The sequence below is a fragment of the Vibrio sp. Vb1729 genome, from assembly GCF_033338655.1.
In the GTDB taxonomy this organism is placed as follows: Bacteria; Pseudomonadota; Gammaproteobacteria; order Enterobacterales; family Vibrionaceae; genus Vibrio; species Vibrio alginolyticus.
Map to the genome: position 1 here is coordinate 368,538 of NZ_JAWOTB010000022.1, position 21,008 is coordinate 389,545.

The 21,008-nt window shown below is 45.1% G+C and carries 19 protein-coding genes; 7 read left to right on the plus strand and 12 right to left on the minus strand.

Translation table 11 applies throughout. From position 1 onward, the window contains the following. Positions 1-36 precede the first annotated feature (36 nt). A complete protein-coding gene (gene nhaD / locus R7E29_RS12905; protein ID WP_054576508.1) occupies positions 37-1,467 on the minus strand; it encodes a sodium:proton antiporter NhaD in 1,431 nt (476 codons plus the stop codon). Positions 1,468-1,887: 420 nt separating this feature from the next. Then, positions 1,888-2,913: an acyltransferase gene (locus R7E29_RS12910; protein WP_213906620.1), complete on the minus strand. Its 1,026-nt coding sequence runs from the start codon at positions 2,911-2,913 to the stop codon at positions 1,888-1,890. A gap of 250 nt (positions 2,914-3,163) precedes the next feature. Here R7E29_RS12910 and R7E29_RS12915 point away from each other — a divergent pair, with 250 nt between their 5' ends. Both R7E29_RS12915 and R7E29_RS12920 read left to right on the plus strand, forming a co-directional pair. Next, complete coding sequence (locus tag R7E29_RS12915; RefSeq protein WP_005374416.1) at positions 3,164-3,754, plus strand: TetR/AcrR family transcriptional regulator; 591 nt, start codon at positions 3,164-3,166, stop codon at positions 3,752-3,754. Positions 3,755-3,882: 128 nt separating this feature from the next. Next, on the plus strand, positions 3,883-4,740 hold the full coding sequence (locus R7E29_RS12920) for an alpha/beta fold hydrolase (RefSeq protein ID WP_213906619.1): 858 nt from the start codon (positions 3,883-3,885) through the stop codon (positions 4,738-4,740). 168 nt (positions 4,741-4,908) lie between these two features. Here the strand turns inward: R7E29_RS12920 and R7E29_RS12925 are convergent, their stop codons facing one another. Together R7E29_RS12925 and R7E29_RS12930 are read right to left on the minus strand one after the other, a co-directional pair. Then, a complete protein-coding gene (locus R7E29_RS12925) occupies positions 4,909-7,455 on the minus strand; it encodes a glycosyl hydrolase family 18 protein (protein ID WP_213906618.1) in 2,547 nt (848 codons plus the stop codon). Positions 7,456-7,824: 369 nt separating this feature from the next. Beyond that, the gene (locus R7E29_RS12930; protein ID WP_213886365.1) at positions 7,825-8,328 is read right to left on the minus strand and encodes a DUF2850 domain-containing protein; all 504 of its coding nucleotides are present in this window, start codon (positions 8,326-8,328) and stop codon (positions 7,825-7,827) included. Between the two features lie 328 nt (positions 8,329-8,656). Between R7E29_RS12930 and R7E29_RS12935 the strand changes: the two genes are divergently transcribed. Together R7E29_RS12935 and R7E29_RS12940 are read left to right on the plus strand one after the other, a co-directional pair. After that, positions 8,657-8,941, plus strand: a complete 285-nt coding sequence (locus R7E29_RS12935; protein ID WP_005383244.1) for a pyrimidine/purine nucleoside phosphorylase — start codon at positions 8,657-8,659, stop codon at positions 8,939-8,941. 132 nt (positions 8,942-9,073) lie between these two features. Then, on the plus strand, positions 9,074-9,355 hold the full coding sequence (locus tag R7E29_RS12940) for a hypothetical protein (RefSeq protein WP_005374405.1): 282 nt from the start codon (positions 9,074-9,076) through the stop codon (positions 9,353-9,355). A 3-nt stretch (positions 9,356-9,358) separates the two neighbouring features. Here R7E29_RS12940 and R7E29_RS12945 read toward each other — a convergent pair whose 3' ends face one another. Further along, positions 9,359-10,507 (minus strand): GGDEF domain-containing protein, encoded by a 1,149-nt coding sequence (locus R7E29_RS12945; protein ID WP_053308037.1) that lies wholly within the window; start codon positions 10,505-10,507, stop codon positions 9,359-9,361. Between the two features lie 506 nt (positions 10,508-11,013). Here R7E29_RS12945 and R7E29_RS12950 point away from each other — a divergent pair. Next, a complete protein-coding gene (locus tag R7E29_RS12950; RefSeq protein ID WP_136976766.1) occupies positions 11,014-12,354 on the plus strand; it encodes an MATE family efflux transporter in 1,341 nt (446 codons plus the stop codon). A 98-nt stretch (positions 12,355-12,452) separates the two neighbouring features. Here R7E29_RS12950 and R7E29_RS12955 read toward each other — a convergent pair whose 3' ends face one another. The 3 genes from R7E29_RS12955 to R7E29_RS12965 all read right to left on the minus strand — a co-directional run bounded on the left by R7E29_RS12955 (position 12,453) and on the right by R7E29_RS12965 (position 15,730). Beyond that, positions 12,453-14,132, minus strand: coding sequence for an RluA family pseudouridine synthase (locus R7E29_RS12955; protein WP_154204119.1), 1,680 nt, complete (start codon positions 14,130-14,132; stop codon positions 12,453-12,455). Between the two features lie 117 nt (positions 14,133-14,249). Continuing rightward, a complete protein-coding gene (locus R7E29_RS12960; RefSeq protein WP_104980307.1) occupies positions 14,250-14,870 on the minus strand; it encodes a DsbA family protein in 621 nt (206 codons plus the stop codon). Next, complete coding sequence (locus R7E29_RS12965; RefSeq protein WP_017633829.1) at positions 14,864-15,730, minus strand: MBL fold metallo-hydrolase; 867 nt, start codon at positions 15,728-15,730, stop codon at positions 14,864-14,866. The genes R7E29_RS12960 and R7E29_RS12965 overlap by 7 nt, the downstream gene beginning before the upstream one ends. Positions 15,731-15,856: 126 nt before the next feature. Between R7E29_RS12965 and R7E29_RS12970 the strand changes: the two genes are divergently transcribed. Both R7E29_RS12970 and R7E29_RS12975 read left to right on the plus strand, forming a co-directional pair. Beyond that, positions 15,857-16,744: a LysR family transcriptional regulator gene (locus R7E29_RS12970; RefSeq protein WP_053303992.1), complete on the plus strand. Its 888-nt coding sequence runs from the start codon at positions 15,857-15,859 to the stop codon at positions 16,742-16,744. A gap of 94 nt (positions 16,745-16,838) precedes the next feature. After that, positions 16,839-17,642 carry a Cof-type HAD-IIB family hydrolase gene (locus R7E29_RS12975; protein ID WP_053303993.1) on the plus strand — a complete coding sequence of 268 codons (804 nt, stop codon included), beginning with the start codon at positions 16,839-16,841 and terminating at the stop codon, positions 17,640-17,642. Between the two features lie 93 nt (positions 17,643-17,735). Here the strand turns inward: R7E29_RS12975 and R7E29_RS12980 are convergent, their stop codons facing one another. From R7E29_RS12980 to fghA, 4 genes are all read right to left on the minus strand, one after another. Then, on the minus strand, positions 17,736-18,125 hold the full coding sequence (locus tag R7E29_RS12980) for a hypothetical protein (protein WP_017633832.1): 390 nt from the start codon (positions 18,123-18,125) through the stop codon (positions 17,736-17,738). A gap of 24 nt (positions 18,126-18,149) precedes the next feature. After that, positions 18,150-19,247 carry a GGDEF domain-containing protein gene (locus R7E29_RS12985; protein WP_005383270.1) on the minus strand — a complete coding sequence of 366 codons (1,098 nt, stop codon included), beginning with the start codon at positions 19,245-19,247 and terminating at the stop codon, positions 18,150-18,152. A gap of 5 nt (positions 19,248-19,252) precedes the next feature. Further along, the gene (locus tag R7E29_RS12990) at positions 19,253-19,708 is read right to left on the minus strand and encodes a hypothetical protein (RefSeq protein WP_005374384.1); all 456 of its coding nucleotides are present in this window, start codon (positions 19,706-19,708) and stop codon (positions 19,253-19,255) included. A 444-nt stretch (positions 19,709-20,152) separates the two neighbouring features. Further along, a complete protein-coding gene (gene fghA / locus R7E29_RS12995; RefSeq protein WP_005374382.1) occupies positions 20,153-20,992 on the minus strand; it encodes an S-formylglutathione hydrolase in 840 nt (279 codons plus the stop codon). Between the last annotated feature and the right edge of the window lie 16 nt (positions 20,993-21,008).

Here is a 21,008-nt window from a genome sequence, read left to right on the forward strand (position 1 = left end):
TTACATTGCAAGTTAAGTGACTAATTCTAGGTGTTTTTAAGTAAATAAACCGCTATTCATCCACAAGTGTACCGCAATACTGGCGGCATAACCCAAGGCGATGACGGGAGCCCACTTTAAGTGGCCAAAGAAGGTGTATTGTCCACGCGCGGCTCCCATTAAAGCGACGCCTGCCGCGGAGCCAATGGAAAGCAAACTGCCACCGACACCTGCGGTTAATGTGACCAGTAGCCAGTTGCCCATCGACATGCTTGGTTCCATGGTCAGTACAGCAAACATAACCGGAATGTTATCGACGATTGCAGATAGGACACCAACCATTACGTTTGCCCAGACTGGGTTCCATTGCGTGTACATGACGTTTGAAACCAGTTCGAGGTAGCCAAGTAAACTTAAACCGCCAACACACATTACAACACCGTAGAAGAACAACAAGGTGTCCCATTCAGCTCGAGACACACGATGAAACACATCAAACGGAACCACTGAGCCTAAGCGCTTCAATGCCTGATCATCGCCATTGGCAATTGCCATAGCTGCTTTTTTTGCGAGTGAGTGTTTGAGAGTTTGGCGCAAAAAATATCCGAAAAACTGTAAGTACGCCAAGCCCATCATCATGCCCATAACGGGTGGGAAGTGCAGCACAGCATGGAAAGAGACTGCGGTGGCAATCGTCAAAATGAACAACGCGACAATACGCCTTGCCCCGCGTTTTAGCTCAACGTGTTGGTGAATCGTATTCGGTTTTGTGTTTGGAACAAAAAGTGACATCAAAAATGCGGGAACCAAGTAGTTCACCAATGACGGTACAAACAACGGAATGAACTCAGCAAAGCTGACATGACCGGCCTGCCACACCATCAGGGTTGTAATATCACCAAATGGGCTGAATGCACCGCCAGCGTTGGCTGCGATAACAATGTTGATACAAGCAAGATTGACGAACTTAGGATTATCACCAGAGACTTTCATCACTACAGCGCACATCAAAAGGGCCGTAGTTAAGTTATCGGCAATCGGTGAAATGACAAAAGCGAGAAACCCCGTCAGCCAGAACAACTTTTTGAATCCAAAACCTTTACCAACCATCCACGCCTGTAAGGCATCGAAGAGTTTGCGTTCTTCCATTGCGTTGATGTAAGTCATCGCCACGAGCAAAAACAGCAGCAACTCGGCATATTCCAACAAGTTGTGTTCTAGTGCGGATTTGGCGATTTCAGGCTGGTTGTGCTGAGCAAAGGTGTAGCCAATCAGAATCCAAATTAACCCTGCAGCGAGCAGCACAGGCTTGGATTTTCTCATTTTCAGATACTCTTCCAACATAACCAGTATGTAAGCGAACGAAAAGATAATCAGAGCCGCGTAACCGACACCAGAATTAACAAGATTCAGTTCATTGGTTGATGCAGCAAAGGTGGCGCTAGAGAACAACAAACAGCAGAAAGCCACAATTGGATAGATCGGCATAGACATTTCTCCTTTGTCTGGTTGGAGAAATATTAGCCACAAATGAATGAGTTAGTTGTGAGAGAGCTCGAATTAACAGTAGGAGTTAGGAAATGATAGTGTGCGCCACTATTTTCTGAGTGACGCAATGCTTGCTGCGCCGAATAAAACCGCAGCGGCATATAAACCGTAAGTTAACCAGTGACTAATCTCTAAAAAAGGAACGAGTCCTTGACCTGCCCACATACAGCCTCCGTTTAATGAGCAATGTTGTAATAGTCGAGCCAATTTAAAGGAAATGAACAATGTTTTTTGTGAGTGAAAGCAAATTCTGAAGGATTAGAAAGTCAAAAATTGGTCAGTGAGAGAGAAACCTCATTTTTAACTGGCTAGCTCTAACCCTTTTGAGTTAAAGCTAGCTATATCTAGAGCTGAATGCATTTAGCGTAGGAGCCATTTTTTCAACGGTGAAGCATCAATTGCTTTCACAAGCAGTATGGTTGCAACAATCGTTGCAGGATAGATAAACACATCTTTCGCGAGGTGTTGCAGCCCGATAAATTCAGCGACATTCATCATGACAATTATGATAAGCAGATGGCTAACATATATTCCTAACACGCAAGGAGATAGTTTGAAGACCCAAGGCATGTCGCCAAAATGAGGGTGAGCCAAAAGCCACATAAAGACACCTACAGCCCAGATAACGGTACCGAATAGGAAGTCGTGCGAGTTGAAAGCGATGTCATGTTGCATCAGCCAGTAAGCTTCACCAAAATGCAGTGCCATGCCAAGAATAATGCATCGAACCGTATTGTTTCGCGACCACCGCCACTGCACTTCTCGTGCGAAATAACCTAGAGCAACTAGCAACGTGCTGAAAAAAGGCCCGTTACGAGTAAAGAAAGGCGCTGGCAGGTCGGTAATGGTCGCGTAACTGCCAGCAAAGACCCCGTATATGTATAGCAATACTGCAGTTGGCAGTATCAGTTGCACCATATTGATATGCACGAGAAAGGCAATTAACGCTACGGCAATGACCAGAGCCGGAATAAACCACAGATGAACGAGTCCGCCTTCGATGAGTGAATTGATCGGGGTTGACATTAAGTACCCCCAATAACCTTGCCTTTCGGCGAGATATCCTGCCTCAGCGACCTTCTGCCATTGGAATGGCATCAGTAAACAGATCATGCTCCAAATGAGCCAAACCTTCATTAACGGTTTGGCGTAGTTCTTAAGAGTATCGATAGGTGAGTGACTCAACTTCGGCTGGATTAGATAACCCGAGATGAGAAAGAACAGCGGAACAGCAAAACGAGCCAGTTGGTTGAGCATATAGCCAACCCATGGTATCCCATTCCACTGCCAGTACGTCAGTGCCATCTGGCAATGCAAACCCACAATCGCAAGCATCGCAATGATACGTGCAAACTCTAAGCTGGCTATTTTTTGTTTCTTTGCCATTACATTGTTTACCTAAATAAAAAACTTAGGTGAAAATAGCAGGTTGTTACTGAAGTAATACGTGAAAAAGTCAACAGACTTGCGCTTACATTGAAGCTGTTTCGAAAATTAAGACTTACTTCAAACTTCTTAATTATTAACCTATTAACGCAATCAATACCTGATTCGTGAGTCGAAAATAGCACTGAATAATGGTTAGACCAGTTAACTCGAGATTGCAAAAAAGAACGATCGTGCTAAAAATAAGATTATGCAAAAAGGAAAAGTGACAAAAGAGTTTATTCTGCAGCGGGCTTTTGAGATCGCCAGCGAAGACGGATTAGAAAGTCTTACGATTGGAGAGTTAGCCAAGCAATGCGGTATGTCGAAAAGTGGTCTGTTTGCCCACTTTAATTCGAAGTTGAATTTACAGCTATCGGTGCTTGATCACGCCAATAAAGTGTTCGCTGATCGGGTTATTGAGCCTGCTCGAGAACTCGGGGATGGCAATATCGAGCGTAAAATTCGAGGGTTGCTCGACTCTTGGATGACTTGGAATCACGCATTCCAAGGAAGTTGTATGTTTCTTGACGCTTGGAATGATACGGCAGATAAAGATTGCCCGCTTCAGGCCGGACTGCGTAAATCCATAGACACTTGGCTGAGTTATTTGGAGATCCAAATAGCGAAAGGCAAAGAGAAGCAAGAATTTGCAGCAGACTTAGATACACGCCAAGCAACGTTTGATTTGTACGGTCTCTATTTGAGTGCGCATGTTTTTTACTCAATTAAAGGTGAGCAAGAAAGCTTGCGTCTGTTTTGGCAAGGGATCGACAACTTATTTTCTCGCTGGAAAGGCTAATATCGGTTATTCGCTTCCCAGATTCGTAGACATAAAATCACAAAGAGCGGCTGAGTTCGCTCTTTCTTATCAGCGTAAAAAGCACGACCGTTCTATTTTGTGCAAAGCTGATAGTTAAGGACATGATTATGAGTGAAAAAATTTACTTTAATACATCGCAACGTTTCAGTATTAAGCGCAGTTTGGTGAACATTAGTACTCGGTTACACCATACACTGGCCCCGTCACATGCAAAGAAGACCGCGCGCAAGCTTCTTCTGACACCTGCTCGTACGCAACCTAAAAATATTGAACCTCAAGGGCTTATCAAAGGTGAAATTAAAGGGCATGCAGGCATCATCAAAACCTATACTTTGGGATCTGGACCTATTTGGGTGCTAACTCATGGTTGGTCTGGAACGGCAAGTCAGTTTTATCCACTGATGGAACATATTGCGTCGAAAGGGTTTACTGCTTTGGCGTACGATCATCCGGCACATGGTGGGAGTGAGGGGCAGTATGGGCACATTCCGGGGTTTGTCAGAGGATTAGAAGATGTGTTGGATACGGTCGAGGATATTGTTGGCCTAGTTGGGCACAGCATGGGCACCGCTTCTGCTCTTGAGTGTAGGCACAGTAAGTTAGAAAACAAGCCTTTGCTGCTTATTGCTCCGGTATTAAATTACGTAGAGAACTTATTCGGTAGCATTGCACGTTCCGGTTACTCGATGAAGCTTTTTAATGCTGTGGTTTCAGAAGTTGAAGACCAATTTGGTTATCCGTTACACTCCATTGATCCGATGAAGCGTTTGTCTGAGCGTCCGTCTCACACCATTATTATTCATGATGAGCAAGACAAGTTCACCAAATACAGTGTCTCGGCAAAAGCGGCTGAAGAGATTAAAAACGTTGAGTTAGTGACAACACAAGGTCAGGGGCATGGTCGAGTGATGAAGTGTGAGCAAGTCTTCAGTAGTTTTGACCGTTTGCTCGATAGTGCTTGGTAACCCTTACTTTTACTGATTGATTCGCTCCGTTTTGCGCTAATTCGGTTTGAAAGTAACACCTCAGACTTTTTCGTCTCTGGTGTTGCTCTCCTCGTTAAGAGGTTAAATCCAAAAAGGACAGCCGAAGCTGTCCTTTGTTTATTTAGCAGAACGTCTGCAAGGCTGAAATTAGTTACAGTTAGCTACGCCAACTTCTTTCCAAACGCCCCATTCGCCAGATTGGCTAGGATCGTCACCCTGAGTCCACCATTTCGCTTCCCACGTTTTACCTGCGTGAGTCACTTGGTTACCACCTGTGTACACTGCGCTCGCATCCCATGCGTTGTCACAAGTACCAGGGTTCGGATCGGTTGTGTACTGTGCAACAACCACAGTCGCGCTTGCCGATGAAGACGCTTTACCGTCGCTCACACTTACAGTGAAGCTTAAGCTTGTGTCTTGCGGGTATTCCGCAGCAGTGAACGTGACTTTAGAGCCTTCAACCGTTGCATTCAGACCTTGAGGTAGAGTCCAGTTGAATGTTAGGGTATCGTTGTCAGCATCGCTAGACGCAGCTGCATCTACAACCACAACGTCACCAGCGTTTGCTGTCGCTGGAGCAACAACTTGCGCTACTGGTGCGCTGTTCACTGGGTCAACAACACCTGCTGGTTTCACTGTTACTACAACGAGGTCAGATGCCGTTGCACCCTCGTTATCAGTCACCGTCAGCTTGAAAGTTAATTGCTCTTCAACAGTAACTTCTGCTGCATCAAAGCTTGCTTTCGCTGTGTTTGCACCTGTTAGTACCACTGCTGTGCCAGATACTTGTTCCCAAGCGTAGCTTGCGATGGTGCCGTCAGAGTCTTTTGACAGGCTGCCATCTAGAACCACATTTGCAGGACCTGTTACCGATTGATCTGCGCCAGCTGCGGCTGTTGGTTTACGGTTTGGTTGAGGAACCACACCGCCAGCCATACCTTCGTGCATTGCGTTGAGAATGTCGCCGTTATCCGCGTCGATTTCCCAAGAGAATAGACCCGCAAGACCCAGAGATTTCGCGTAGCTACCTTTTGCTAGCACTGAGCGATGGTCATCAAATGTGATCAACTCACCCGTTGTACGGTTCCATACCCATGGTGCTTCAGCTTGTGCATCGTAGCCGTACTCGAAGCCGTTAATGCCAGTGTTGTTTGCACCTAGCATGAATGACTTAATGCCTTTGTAGTCAATTACGCCATCTTCCCAAACACCTTGCGCTGTGCTGCCCTTCAGTTTACCTGTAGCAGTACCTGTCATTGGGTCGTTTGGATCGGTTAGCGTATCTGGAGTTACGCCTTCCCAGCCACGACCGTACATTGCTGTACCAAGTACTAGCTTGTTTGCAGGAACGCCTTGAGCAAGAAGAAGTTGGATGCCGTTATCTGCTGTGTAAGCAGGACCTTTGTACGGTTCGCCGTTCTCATCAACGCCACTACCGTCACACTGACCAGGACGCATGAATGAACCACAGTAAAGCGCAGTCTGGTGACCAGGAACGTTATTCCAACCGCCGTAGAAGTCGTAAGTCATTGCGAAGATGTAATCCATGTACTGAACTGCATCTGCGTAGTCTACGTCTTCAATCTTGTCGTAACCGACACCGATAGCGGACGTTAGCTCGTAAGTACGGCCTGTCTCAGTTTCTAATTCATCAAGCATTACGCGCAGTTCACGCATCAGTGCGATGTATGCTGGGCCATCGTTTACAGGGTCGCCCTTATCGGCTGCTGCACCGCCGCCGCCAGGGAATTCCCAGTCGATATCAACACCGTCGTAGAATTTCCAAGTTTTCAGGAACTTCTTAACTGATGCGACGAATGTGTCTCGGTTTTTCTTGTCCACGAAATCGAAGAATGGGTCAGACAGTGTCCAACCACCGATCGATGGGATGATTTTTAGATCAGGGTTACGTTGTTTCAATGCCATTAGCATTGCGTAGTTACCCTTGATAGGCGTGCTGTATTCATGACCAGCTTGTGGGAAGCTCTTCTGATAAGCAGCCCAAGGGTCATGGATAACGACTTCATAATCAGGCACACCTGTACAAGCAGTTTGTAGCGCGTTGAAACTGTTGCCGCCAACAGACTTCACAGACTCATTTGGGCCACAAATTGGGATAAAACCGTAAAGGATGTGAGTCAAGTTGTCGACCGGCATATTATCGACTGTGTAGTCACGGCCATAGATGCCCCATTCAACAAAATACGTACCCATCACGACGCTTGGATCGGTATTGTAGGTTTTGTTGTTTGGATCAACATTCATCGTTAGTGGCTTCAGGTGAGAACCATCGGTATCTGCAATCGTGATTTCAGCTGGTGCGCTTTTCGCACAACCTGTCGCATCACATGCTTCGATTTCCATTTGGTATAAGCCACCTTGGCCGTATTCAAACGAAGCTGTCGTTTGGCTACCAGTGATAGGGCCGCTTGCTACTTTTACACCATCAAAATAGACGTTGTAAGTGTCACCAGGTGTGCCACTCCACTGGTTAAATTTAACAGTGATCTTCGCTTGCTCATGGTATTTCACCATGTCGTAGTAGCCTGACGTGGTTTCCATCGCGAGTTCAATTTTAGAAAACTGAAGGTTGTTGGAACCGTACATATCGATACTTGGTGCGGTTGGAGCCGCAACTGCAGCACCTGATAGCGCTAAAGCAACTCCAGCTGCACATAGGTTAAATCGAATCATAACTTCTCTCTCAATCCTTGGATTCATGTTCTACCTAGAACATAGGCTGCTCTTGCACCAGATAAGATGATTGGATTTACTCCACGTGCAAAAGCATCACACTCAGCATTTCAGAGAGTTTTTTTTCGTCAAAAAAAATTAAGACGGTTTTCGAGGCACTTGAGAGAACTTAACTAAAACTCGCACTCTGTTACACAGAAAGTGTCAGACTGAGTCAATAATTTATAAAATCTCAGCAGAAACTAAAATTATTGTTTACTCAGTAACGAGTTGGTTAAATGCGATGAAGGCCTTATTTTGTTGTTTATTAAGGTTTTGTTTCATTGATATAGAAAGAGAATTGAAAGGAAAAATAGCCGTGAAGACATACTAGTCACGGCTGAAGTGTTCACTCAACGCGGCGCGACGTTTAGAGGCTGCACCGGTTTCTGAGCCCTGAACGGTATGCTCAAATCCTTTACGAATGAATCGCTGATCTGGAATAAGAGGCTCAATACGGCGTATTTGAGGTGAAAGATGAGAGCCCGAGATCTGATACGCGGTCTTTCCTAATCCGGTATTCAACGTGATGACCTTGCCATCGAATTCAAATTCCGTCGTAATAAGTCGATGGTTTCGGTATACCCCATCTTCAGTGAAAACGAGACGTTCTGTTTGGTAGGGTGGCGCGCCAATCTCAATCCATTCGCCGTACACCTTTTCCGGATCAATGTGCTCTTGATAGGAGAGGTGGATTTGATAGCCAAAAAACGTCAACAGACCCATCCCGAAGCAGACAAATGTACTCTTGAGGATTTTGGATTGGTGGCGAGCCAAAAATGAAAGTTTTGGTTCTTGTCGTGCTTTTCGCCTTCGGCGAGTCGAGTCCGTCATAGATCTAATTTTCTCCACTTTTTTAACATGGTGGAAACCTTCCTTTTTAAAAACAAACAATCCCGCCATTGAGACGACGAAACTATGATCTAATGTCCACTTTTACATTCAGATACACATCTTATTGATGGTTTTGTTGTTTGCTCACATTCATTACTTCGCAGTTTTTCTTGCTCGGTTTAGGTCGCCTGATTAATCCTCGCGAAAAGAGGTTCTCGCTCAGTAGCAAAGGATGTGCGTTATTACGTTGAGTTTAATGGCTTTCAAAGCTTGAGTAACGGAAAGAAACAAGGTAAAAAAGAGCGGACTTTTGATAAGGAAACCAATAATGAATATTAAGGAAAATAGCTATTTTGCTGGTAGTGTAAAATCACTAGGCTTTAACCAGAAAGATCAGGATGTTAGCGTTGGTGTGATGCTTCCTGGTGAGTACACGTTTGGTACTCAAGCACCAGAGCGTATGACGGTTGTAAAAGGTGCGCTTGTGGTCAAGCGTGTTGGCGAGAGCGATTGGACGACTTATCAAAGTGGTGAGTTTTTTGAAGTGGAAGGTAATTCTTCATTTGAGCTTCAAGTGAAAGAAGCGACTGCGTATTTATGTGAGTACTTCTAGCGTTCATTTGTTGCTCGTCATAAAACCACCTTCGGGTGGTTTTTTCGTCTATGTGCTTCACTTATAACGCATCTTTTTGGTTATTTGGGTATATACTTAATAAAAATGTACCCATCGACCAGGGAGGAAGTGATGGCAGTACAACGCAAGCATTCTGATCTCCCTCCTCGTTACGAGGATAAAGATCTCACCAATGAGCAAAGACAGCGCTTTACCGAAGTTGCCAACGCCGCTCATAAGAGACGTGAATTTTATCGACGTGCTCTAGGGAAGAGCTTAATGGGCAAAATGAAGGGCCGTGCGTTTAAAGATCACCCCACTCGTCAGCAAGACAAGCCGAACAGAACGTTGCAAGTAGTGTGGTTAATCGTATTCCTCGTTGTGGGGCTTTGGGTGATGCATGTGTTCGCTTAGTCATTAGCAAGCTTCTGGTACCGCTGGTGCATCAGATGTTGACTGTTCTTCAGTATTGCAGTGCTCATAAAAGGCGTACTGGTTTTTACCAGTATGTTTAGCTGCGTACATTGCTTTATCTGCACATCGAGTCAATTCAGACAAATCCTTTGCATCTTGCTTATAGATAGCAGCACCTACACTCATCGTTAACTCGTTAATCATATCGTAGCTTCGGTAACCTGTCGGAAACAGATTTACGATCCGTTTTAGGATGCTGTCGAGGTCATCTTTACTTTTTACATCGTAAAGCATGATTACAAACTCGTCGCCCGCAAATCGAGCGATGGAGTAGTCGTGTTTATCTGTTTTTCTGTCTTTGTTGCGAATGTTATTTTTTAATCGAGTGGCGAAGGCTTGAAGTACTTGGTCACCAATATCGTGCCCGTAGGTGTCGTTGATGTGCTTGAAGTTATCGATATCGAGAAAGACCAATGCGGTGATGCTGTCATCAGATGAGTGCTTGATTTCATCGAGCTTTGCGCGCGCCCAAGTTTCAAAGCTCCAGCGATTGGCAAGCCCAGTGAGCTGGTCAAAATATGCTAACTCCTCAATCCCCTCACGATACAGTGTTTGAATGTAATTGAGGACTTTCGTGTAGTAATACGAGAACGTGTGACACACAAACGCGGTCGCTATCAGGGTCAGCATCAATCTCCGCTCTATGATTTCTGTGGCTGCTGGCAGTCGATCTAAAAAAGCGACCCCAAAAAAGATCAGTAAAATGTAGGTGCCACTGAACAACAGACCGACCTTAAACTCATTAATTAATACTAGAGTGGCGACAATAGGATATAGCCATAACATTTTGCCTGACGGAGCGTCGTTATACAGAAGTAACAATAACCCTTCGAACATTAAGACAGCACTTAGCCATAAGTCGGCGTATTGATGGTGCCGCTGGACTTTTATTACATAACTGATTGCTAAGCATGCCAAGGCACACAAAGCATGGAAAAAGCTTAAACCCCAGTTATTCTCAAGTGATTGAGCAATGGAACCATAAGTTAAACAGGCAGCGGCGATACTGGAGCATAAAAAGACAATTTTCTTTTTTCTTGTTGAACGGATGTCCGCCATTTCTTCTAAGCGCGCCCCAGCCAATGTCGACATTACGTATCCTTGCTTAATTAACGTGTACGCTTATTCTAGGCGGTATTTTCGCGATAAATAGAACAACAAAGTTTCCAAATGTGATATCAGTCATTTTTAGTGCAAAGCCATCAGTGTGATTTGGTGCGAGTGTTCAAAGAGGAATGGTGGCGCATGCAGGTTTTCATGACGGTTCTTCATGGCTCTATATGGTTGGACTGATAACTCAAAGTAATGTATCTAGTTAGACACATTTCTATTGATTATCCTGATTCTGTTCGGTGCTCGTTGATTGAGAGTATTGTTCACCAATCTCTGCTCTACGTATCGTCAAGGCATATGTCGTTTCGAAAATGCATTAGAAATATTTTTCCGAAACAGGGCGAAATATTGTTGTTGTTATGACCAATATGCGACTAGAATCCGCGCTAAATCACAACCTCATATCGAGCTTCGTTCGAGTCACTATTTTTAAACTGCTTCACAAAATTGTGAGGCAGTTTTTAGTTGTAGGAAAGGTTACAAGCATGCCTAAAAGCCAAAACATCAACCAACGAATGTCCATCGTGGCATTAGCTTGGCCAATTCTTGTCGAAATTTTGCTACGGACGGCTTTAGGAACCAGTGACGTGTTCATGCTGAGTGGCTACTCAGACAAAGCCGTATCCGCTGTTGGTGTGATCACGCAGATTACCTTCTTTTTAATCATCGTTTCGACGTTTGTCAGTAGCGGTACGGGGATTTTGATTGCCCAATACAATGGTGCTGGACGCGAGCAAGAGTCAGTGAGCGTTGGTGTTGCGAGTATTGCGTTGTCTGTGCTCGTCGGTGTGCTATTGAGTGTGATTGCCGTGCTTGGTGCGATATATCTACTCCCGTATTACGGCTTGGAAGCGCAAGTCGAGCAGTACGCTCATGAATATCTGCTGATAAGCGGTGCGATGACGTTTAACGTTACGATTGGCGTTGTTTTTACAACTATTCTGCGTAGTCATGGTTATTCACGTTCCCCAATGGTGGTGAATTTGATCTCGGGTGTGTTCAACATCATTGGTAACTATATTGCGCTTTACCAGCCATTTGGTTTACCTGTGTATGGCGTGCAAGGCGTGGCAATAGCAACCGTCGTCAGCCAAGTCATCGGTACGTTAATGTTATGGTTTATTCTCGCGCGCAGCAGCATTGAGCTACCAATGTCGACCATGAAACAAGTGCCCGTAGAGATTTACAAAAAGATCTTAAAAATCGGCGGCATGAACGCGGGTGAGGTGCTGTCTTACAACGTGGCGCAAATCTGCATTGTGTATTTTGTGGTGCAAATGGGGACGGCATCGTTAGCGGCTTTCACTTATGCGCAAAACATTGCCCGTTTCTCGTTTGCTTTCGCGTTGGCAATTGGTCAGGCAGCGCAAATTCAGACTGGTTACTACATCGGTAAAGGTTGGGTGAGCAGCATTTTAAAACGCGTACAAATCTACTTCTTAGTAGGATTTGTGGCATCAACGGCGGCAACCACACTGATTTACCTGTTTAGAGAAGAGATTCTGCGCGTATTTACCGATCAACCAGAGATACTCGCATTGGCAGGTTCGTTAGTCATGGGCTCAATTTTGCTCGAGGCCGGACGTGTGTTTAACCTGATTTTTATCGCGGGGCTCAAAGGCGCGGGTGACATCAAGTTCCCAGTGCAAATGGGGATTTTGAGTATGTGGGGACTAGGCGTGCTTTTCTCTTACATCTTTGGCATCCACTTGGGTTATGGCGTTTTAGGGGCTTGGATGGCAATCGCTCTCGATGAATGGGTACGTGGTATCATCATGGCAAGACGTTGGCGCTCTCAGGTGTGGACCAAGTTTAAGGTGAGCTAACGGTTTTCGGTATCGCGCATCACGCTTATTCTGTTGTTAGAAAACAAAAAAAGGCACTGATAGTCAGTGCCTTTTTGTTATTTAAAATCGGGAAGACGTTAGAATTCGCACTCAGCTTGGAACACCATACGCTCTTTGCTGTATGGATGATCCAGCTCTAGCATCTCAGCATGCAGGTGTAAGCGATTCGATTTTTCGCCGTATAAACCATCACCAACCATCGGCATGTTTAACCCCATGTGATGAGCACTGTGTACACGTAGTTGGTGAGTTCGCCCGGTTTTCGGATACATGTATACCTTGCTGCGTCCATCTTTGACTTCAATCAGTTGCCAGTAGGTTTCTGCATGTTTCCCGTGTTCAAAACACACCAGTTGACGTGGGCGGTCGTCTGGGTCACCACGCATTGGCAGTGAAATTTCCCCTTCAGGCTCGTTTAATACGCCTTCGAGCAGTGCCATATAACGTTTTTGTACGCCGCGAGCCATAAACTGTTTTTGCAGACTTTTGTTCGCGCGCTTAGTTAAGGCAAACACCAAAATGCCAGAGGTCGCCATGTCGAGACGATGAATCACAAACGGCCCTTCCACATCAGGGTACATCGCTTGTAGGCGCGTATAAGTAGAGTCCTTGATAGTTTTACCAGGCACTGAAAGTAAGCCCGAGGGCTTGTTGACGACGACCATAGCGTCGTCTTGGTAGATTATCTCTAGCTCTTTGTCTTCTGCCCAATTCTCCGCCAATGGGTTAGGTTCGACATCCAGCCCTTGCATCATATGGCCCAAAATCGGCTGACATTTGCTGTTGCACGATGGGTAGAATTTTTTGTGTTGGCGAACCTCAGACTTTGGCGACACACCCCACCAAAATTCTGCCAGCGCCAGCGGTTTGAATCCGTATTTAAACGCGTACTGGAGCAGTTTTGGCGCAGCACATTCCCCTGCACCTGCTGGTGGTACTGGGTTTGTGGTGTCCGCAAAAATGTCCACCAAGTCGCGTGTTTTGCCATGGTTGTTTAGAAAGCGGTATTGTTTATGCAATTTGTGCTGCAAAGCGTTGGAGAGCGTTTTGCGCTGTTCTTTCAGATGAGCAAGTTGCTGCTCTAACTCGGCCAAGCGCGCCTCTTTGATTGCAAGCTTTTCATCCCACGCTTGCTTTAAGTATTTGAGAACGTTTTTCTCGGCGACACTTTGCTTACCCAACTCATCCAATAAGATTTTGAGGTCATCGGCATTGAGTGTTTGCTCGCCCTGTTGACGCTGTCGTTTGCGTGCGGCGCGGCCGTCAATCATCACTTGGCGCTGTGTTTGCTCTTCTTGTTGATAAGCGGCTCGGTCGGCTTGTATTTGCGCTTTAAGATCTGCCAATTCCGGATTCGCGGCACAGGTTTTGTACTCCGCATTGGCAGCGTTGATGGCATCCGTTTCTGCGCGGAAGAAACCTTCATCGGTCAGCATGTCATACACAGGAGGGACAAACCCTGGAATCAAGTTTTGGTCAGCAATTTTGCCAGAAAACGCACTTAAAAATCCGAGTTCGCCTTGAGGGTTTTCTACCAGCAATACGCCAAACATTTTGCCTCGCCCCGTTTCTTCATTAACCAAACCAAAATCGTGTTCGAAGTCGGTTTGCGCTAATAAGTGCTGTTGCAATTGCTTTGCGGCCATAACGCAAAGAGGATGTGGCGTGTAGTAGAACGGAAACGTAAACTGCGTTGGCAATTCATAGTCAGAAGTATCAGCAGTAAAACGAGTAAAACAATGTTCAGGCGAGTGCATGGTGGGTATCCGCGCGAGTAAAAAATCGAGCGAGGATTGTACCTGTTTGAGTCAGGATTGCCATGTCGGTGTTGGCACTCGCTCTTGGATTAAGAACAAGAGCGAGTGGGGAAGAGCTTATTGCAGTTTTTGTAATGCAAGCTTCCACTGTGCCGGTTTGTCGTAGTAGGTCGAGTGCGGCAAGGTCAAGTACTCGCCATTTACTTCTGCAATCAGGGTTGGATAACCACCAACGTGTAACTGTCGCATCAATTGTCGGCTAGAGCGAATTCTCTCATCTAGTTCGGCTTCGCTTAACGCCATGTTTTGCTCCCACGCATCACTTGTTAAACCTAGCGATTCTGCAATGGCTTTGAGCGTCGATGCTTCATTCACTTTTAACCCGAGCTGATAATGCGCAGATTGGATGGCCTTTAGCATGTGCCATGGATTCAGCCCCATTTTCTCCGCACTCAAGATCGCTTGTGTGGGTAGATAAGAATCAAGAACAAACGCATCTTCGCTTTTCACGCGTTGCAGATATGCTTCACCAAACGTTGCTCCGGTTTCGGTTGCGATACGAGCGTCACTGTTGATGATGTGCTGACGAAATTCAGATTCAATCGCGCGTTTCTCAATCATACCGCCGGGATGAAGCTCTACCTTAAATTGAGAGGTGTCCATCAAGGCTTCGATGAGTGGTGATGCCCCGTAGCACCAACCACACATGGGATCGAAGAAGTAATGCACGGTTACCATGACATTTCACCAGTATGCACTTTAGCACCGATTTCTAGCGCGATTGGCAATTGAGCTTCTGGGTATTTCGCTGACATGGTGTCAATGAGTTGAACGCTGTTATTGCTGTGTTTTTTCGCTTGCTGAAAATCCTGCAAGTATTGTTGCGAGTAGCGAATGGTGTCTGCGTTCAGCTTTGTGCCTGCTTTCATGTGACCAGGAATGACCACTTGAGGTTTAAGCGCAAGCATCTCGCTAAGTTGTTGCTCCCAAGCATTGATAGCGGTTTGGTCAGCGGCATCGGCCATCCACAAATGTACGTTTGAGTACACGGCTACGTTACCTAGAATCGCTTTGTTATCTGGAATCCATAGGTAAGGGCGGTGTGCTGATGTGCCATGGTTACCACGGATTTCAATCTTATGACCTTCTAGCTCTAATGATGCTTTATCGTACGCGACAGGGATCACTGGTTTTACCGGTGCGTTTGCGCCAAGCTTTGGCCCCCAGTACGCCAGCTTTCCAGCCAATTTCTCTTTAATAATTTTTTGAACCGCAGGCGTTGTGATGATCTGCGCATCAGGGAACTGTTGGTGTAAGGCCTCTGCGCCAAAGTAGTAATCTGGGTCCGCTTGACTGATAAAAATGGTTTTAAGTGTTTTGCCTGAGTCCAGAACTTTAGCGGCAATGCGCATCGCGTCAGCTTTGGTGAATCCAGTGTCGATAACCATGGCGTCAGTCTCACCGTATACCAAGGTTGAGTTTACGTGGAAGCTGTTACCGTCGGCGTTGTAAACCTCAAGAGTAAGGGGAGAGTGGTTTGCCGCTAGAACAGGGCTTGCCATTAAAATGGATGCAGCAATCAAAGTGAATTTTTTCATAATAAGCTCCTAAAGAATTTGGGGCCAAGCGACCATGGCTTGGGAACGGGAGCTATATTAGGAAATTGATACGCTCGGAAAAATACACAATAATGTGCATCACTATTTCTTATTTCGATCAAATGTATGGACAGAGTAACGGCAGCAAGAGTATTTGTAGATGTGGTGTATTCTGGCAGTTTTACCGCGACTGCCGAGCGGTTAGACATGTCTCGGCCAATGGTAACTCGTTATGTAGAGGCGATGGAGAACTGGCTGCAAACTCGTTTGTTACACCGCACCACGCGCAAGGTGTCCCTCACCACCGCAGGGGAGCGCAGCTTGCCTCAGATTGAGCGCTGGTTAAAACAGGCCGATACATTAACGTCGAACATTGCCGTTGATGGTGAGCTGTCCGGAAAAATCCGTCTTGCGTCTAGTACTTCATTTGGATTCTCACAGTTGATCCCCGTAGTAAACAGTTTTATGCAAAAGCACCCCAAAGTGTATATCGACATAGATCTGCAAGATTCAGTGAGTGATCTAACCGAACAACGCATCGATCTGGCGATCCGAATTGCGTCAGATCCCGATCCTTCTTTGATTGGTAAGCCGATTGCGGTGTGCGAATCGGTGTTGGTAGCATCACCGCAATATTTACAAACTCACCACGCGATCGCGCATCCGCGAGATTTATCTTCACACGACTGTTTGGGATACAAAAACTTTGAGCGTCACGTGTGGCATTTGTCTCAGGGCGACCAGTTCGAATCGGTGGGAATTGAGTGTCGCCTAACCAGCAATGAGGCCACGGCGTTATTGCATGGCGCTTTACAAGGCATGGGTATTTCGATGTTGCCAACTTACTTGAGCAATATCTATCTCAAATCGGGTCAGCTTGAGTCGGTGTTGCCGGATTGGAAGCCAAATGGTCTCAACATTTACGCGCTGTATTCATCACGTAAACACTTGTCTCCTGCGGTGAGAGCTTTCATCGATCACAGTGAAGATTACTTTAAACAGCATCCTTGGTAATAGCGAAAGGCGTCGTCATCCCGACTTGAGATTCATACAAGATCCTGTACCTTACATGGATATATTTTCGCAGCGTCATTTAGAGTTTTAGTTAATGTCACAAGTTCGCATCAAATTTATTGCTTCCGATATGGATGGCACATTGCTTGACCAATACGGTCGTTTGGATCCGGAGTTTTTCGATCTGTTTTTGCAACTGGAAGAGCAAGGCATTTTGTTCTCCGCTGCGTCTGGTCGTCAGTATTACAGCCTGCGAGACACGTTCGCGCCAATCAAAGACAGACTGTTGTATGTGGCTGAAAACGGCACCTTGGTGATGTACCAAGACAAAGAGCTCTACAGTTGTACCATTCCTAAAGCGGAAGTGTTGGAGATTGTGAAAGCGGCTCGTGAGATTGACGGGGCGAACATCGTATTGTGTGGCAAGCGCTCGGCGTACATCGAAACGCATGATCAGCAATCGCTGGAAGAATTTCAAAAGTACTACCACCGCTGTGAATATGTGCCGGATTTGCTTGAGGTCGAAGACGAGTTTATTAAGGTAGCAATTTGTCACTTTGACGGTTCGGAAGAGCTCCTGTTCCCGACCATGAACGCGAAGTTTGGCGCAACGCATAAAGTCGTAGTGAGCGCAAAAATTTGGCTGGATGTGATGAATGCCGAGGCGTCTAAAGGCGCGGCCATTCAGCACCTTCAAGAGACGATGAATTTTACTCCGGCAGAAACCATGACGTTTGGTGATTACCTCAATGACCTCGAAATGCTGCAAGTCAGTGAGCATTCGTACGCGGTTGCCAACGCGCACGAAGAGATTAAGAAAATTGCTCGTTATTCTGCGCCAAGCAACCAAGAGGCTGGGGTACTCAAAGTGATTAAAGAGAAAGTGTTAGCGAAGTAACGCTCATTTTTTCGATGTTATTTTCTTCTTCACGTAAAAAGCCCCGCATACACTGCGGGGCTTTGTTTTTTTGGGGGGAGTAAGGTTCCCGTTTTAGCGTACGTACTTGGCGGTTGCGCTGACTAAAAAGTGTTGCAATTTCCCGTCTGATTTTGGCACCCACAAGTCGTTATGATAATGGTAAATACGGCCATTGATGGTCACAGACAAGGTATTATCACCCGTTTGCTCCATGCGAATAAACTGATCCGAAGTGACCAAAAACGGCTCTTGCTCTTCAATGCTCTGGCCCGTTGCCAATACGAAGTAGCCGAATCGGTTGCCAGCATCCGGATCGGTTGAGTAGATTCGATGTCCAACGAGGCTGTAGTCGTCGTTGAGTGCCTGCTCAAGCGTTTTTTGCCCGATGGTTTCGTGCGATGGAATAAATACCCAAGCCAACACACCTGCCGCAATGACTGCCAGTAGAAGCAGTACTTGCATGAACTTTCTCATCATATATACCGTTTAACGTTGAAATTTCATTTTGTACATGCGCTTATCCGCTATGCTGATAAGAAAGTCAACATTGTCACTGTCTTTAGGGTATTGCGCTAAGCCCATGCTTGTTGAAAGTGTTGAGACTTTATCGGAGTTTAATATTTGTGCATCAAAGACGGTATTTATCTGCTCACGTACGTTCTCTTCATTGAGATGTTCACCTTCAAGGATAACCGCGAACTCATCTCCTCCCATGCGATAAACAGTAAAATCATTGAGTGCCATAGAATTAAGCCGCCTAGCGATTTCCCGCAGTACAGTGTCGCCAACTTGGTGTCCGTGTGTGTCGTTGACTTCTTTAAAACCATTTAAATCTAGAATCCAGAGAGAAAAGGGCCTTTTTTCTTGAGTAAATTTGTTTAGGGTTATGAATAGTGCATTGCGGTTCCCTAGGTTCGTCAAAGGGTCGCTGAGCGCCAATTTTCTATGAAAATGGGATTCACGATAAAAGAAATAAGTTAGAGAAATAATCGACAAAACGAACGTCGCAAACAACATATATTGTGCTTGCATTAAGCGCTGGGTTTGACCTTTTTGTGCTTCATAAGCTTTACTGCTTAGGCGGAAGTTTTGATTAACGAAGTCTATTAAGCCTAAATATAGTGTTTGAGTTGAACGATAAAATGCAGCAGCAGCTTGGCTGTCACCTGTTCTAGCTTCTACTAGTTGTTTTTCTAGCTCTTTGAACTCTTCAAAAAGATTAATGAAGTAAAGGTGCATGTTGTTCCGAGAAAAGAACTTATTGGCTTTCGTGCTACTGGTCAATAAGTCAAAGCGACTCCACGCTAACTCGTATTGAAGCTCTGCACCATCAATATTCAATACGTTTTCATCTAACCGTCTGGCCTCGCCGACAAGTTCTGATAGTTCTTTGGAGAGTTGGAATAAAAACCAAGTCGCTTGTTTTTGTTCGTTATTAAAATTTTGTGAGAGTGAACGTGTTTGCTGTAAAAGCACGACATTCGCGAGAAGCAAAGAAACGGCAAACACCACCAGCAGCATTTTGCTGGTGGTAGAATATTGCAATATTCTTTGTTTCTTAGAATAGGGTTCTGATAACTTCATTCTTATTATTTTTCTTTTATTTCATTTACTTGCCATACCATTTGCGCATGATATTTATTGTAGTTTAGCTCTGGATAGAGATTGAGTGGATATATCACCCAGAAAGGGCCTTTATTCCTGACTTTTATGTAATTCTGATCTTGTTGATAAGCCAGTATTGGTTGATATCGAAGAATATCTTGTCGGGACAATGTCGAGTGATAGTCGTTTAAGCTGCTGATATCAACCTGCTCTGGTACCTTTCCGTAGACGTGTGTAAGAAGCGTGCTGAGTTTAACGCCTAAAAACTCTGACGAGGCAGGAAGCCAAGGCAATGTCATCGTGTAGCTAGTGGTAGGTAAAGCTTGGATCTCTTCCAGTTCCAGTATGACACTAGGCTGCTGGCTACTACTAAATACGATCGTATTTGCAGACAAGAATGGCGCAACAAAAAACAGACCTAGCGCGACTATCTTTTTCATCATATGCCCTTTTGAGTTTTATTCTTTTTTTCTTAGCTAGGACAAAGGTGCTAGCGGTAATTTATTTATAATTATAGAGCCAACCGGATGAGATTTTATAATACGTTATGTTTCAAAAATAACTGTCGGTTTACGTCACGTCAAGGTTATTAAGTTGCTTCTTAATTAAAAGCTCAGATTATTGGGATGATGGTAGAGTTTCGTAATGATTTCGCGGTATTTAATTGGTTTTTAGTGCAACTTTGTGTCATTTTTAATAAAGATACTGTGTCGGAAATGAGAATTTAATAAGGCGAGAAATGGATGCCGAATTTGTTCTTAAGTTACATTATTTTACATATTTAAATCATCGATATTCAGATATGTATTTGTTAGTACGTAAAGAAAATAAAGTCACCTAGTTTGGTGACTTTATTTTTTATTTCATGAGCTTACTTAATTTAACTATGCAAACAAATATTTTGCATGGAAGTTGAGGTGCTCTTCAATAAAGCTTGAGATGAAGTAATAGCTATGGTCATAGCCTGGTTGCATTCTCAAGGTTAGGTTTGAATCGTGTATTTTTGCCGCAGCAATCAGCGCTTCCGGTCTAAGCTGCTCATTTAAGAAGCCATCAGCATCACCTTGATCAACCAAAATTGGTAATGGTGATTGTTGTTGTTTTAGAAGTTCACTTGCATCGTATTGCTTCCAGCTTTCAAGCTCCTTGCCTAAGTAAGCAGTAAAGGCTTTTTGTCCCCAAGGGCATTGCATTGGGTTACTGATTGGACTGAACGCTGAAATAGAACGGTACTGTTCTGAATTTTTCAGACCAATGGTGAGCGCTCCGTGGCCGCCCATGCTGTGACCCGAAATCGACTTCACGTCAGAGACAGGGAAGTTACTTTCGATGATCGCAGGTAACTCCTCGGTCACATAGTCGTACATGCAGTAATGCAGTGACCAAGGTGCTTGCGTCGCATTAAGGTAAAAGCCAGCTCCTTTTCCTAGGTCATAGCTTTCGTCGTCAGCGATACCTTCGCCTCTCGGACTTGTGTCTGGTGCAATGATCGCAATGCCAAGCTCGGCCGCCATACGAAATGCGCCCGCTTTCTGCATAAAGTTCTCATCGGTACACGTTAAACCAGAGAGCCAGTATAGCGCGGGTACGGGATTTGATTTCGTTGCGTTAGGTGGCAAGAATATTGCGAAGCGCATGGTGCAGTTTAGGGCATTGGATTCGTGTGTATATTGCTTGTGCCAACCGCCAAACACTTTGGCTTGGCTTACATTTTCAATGGTCATGAATAAACTCTCTAAT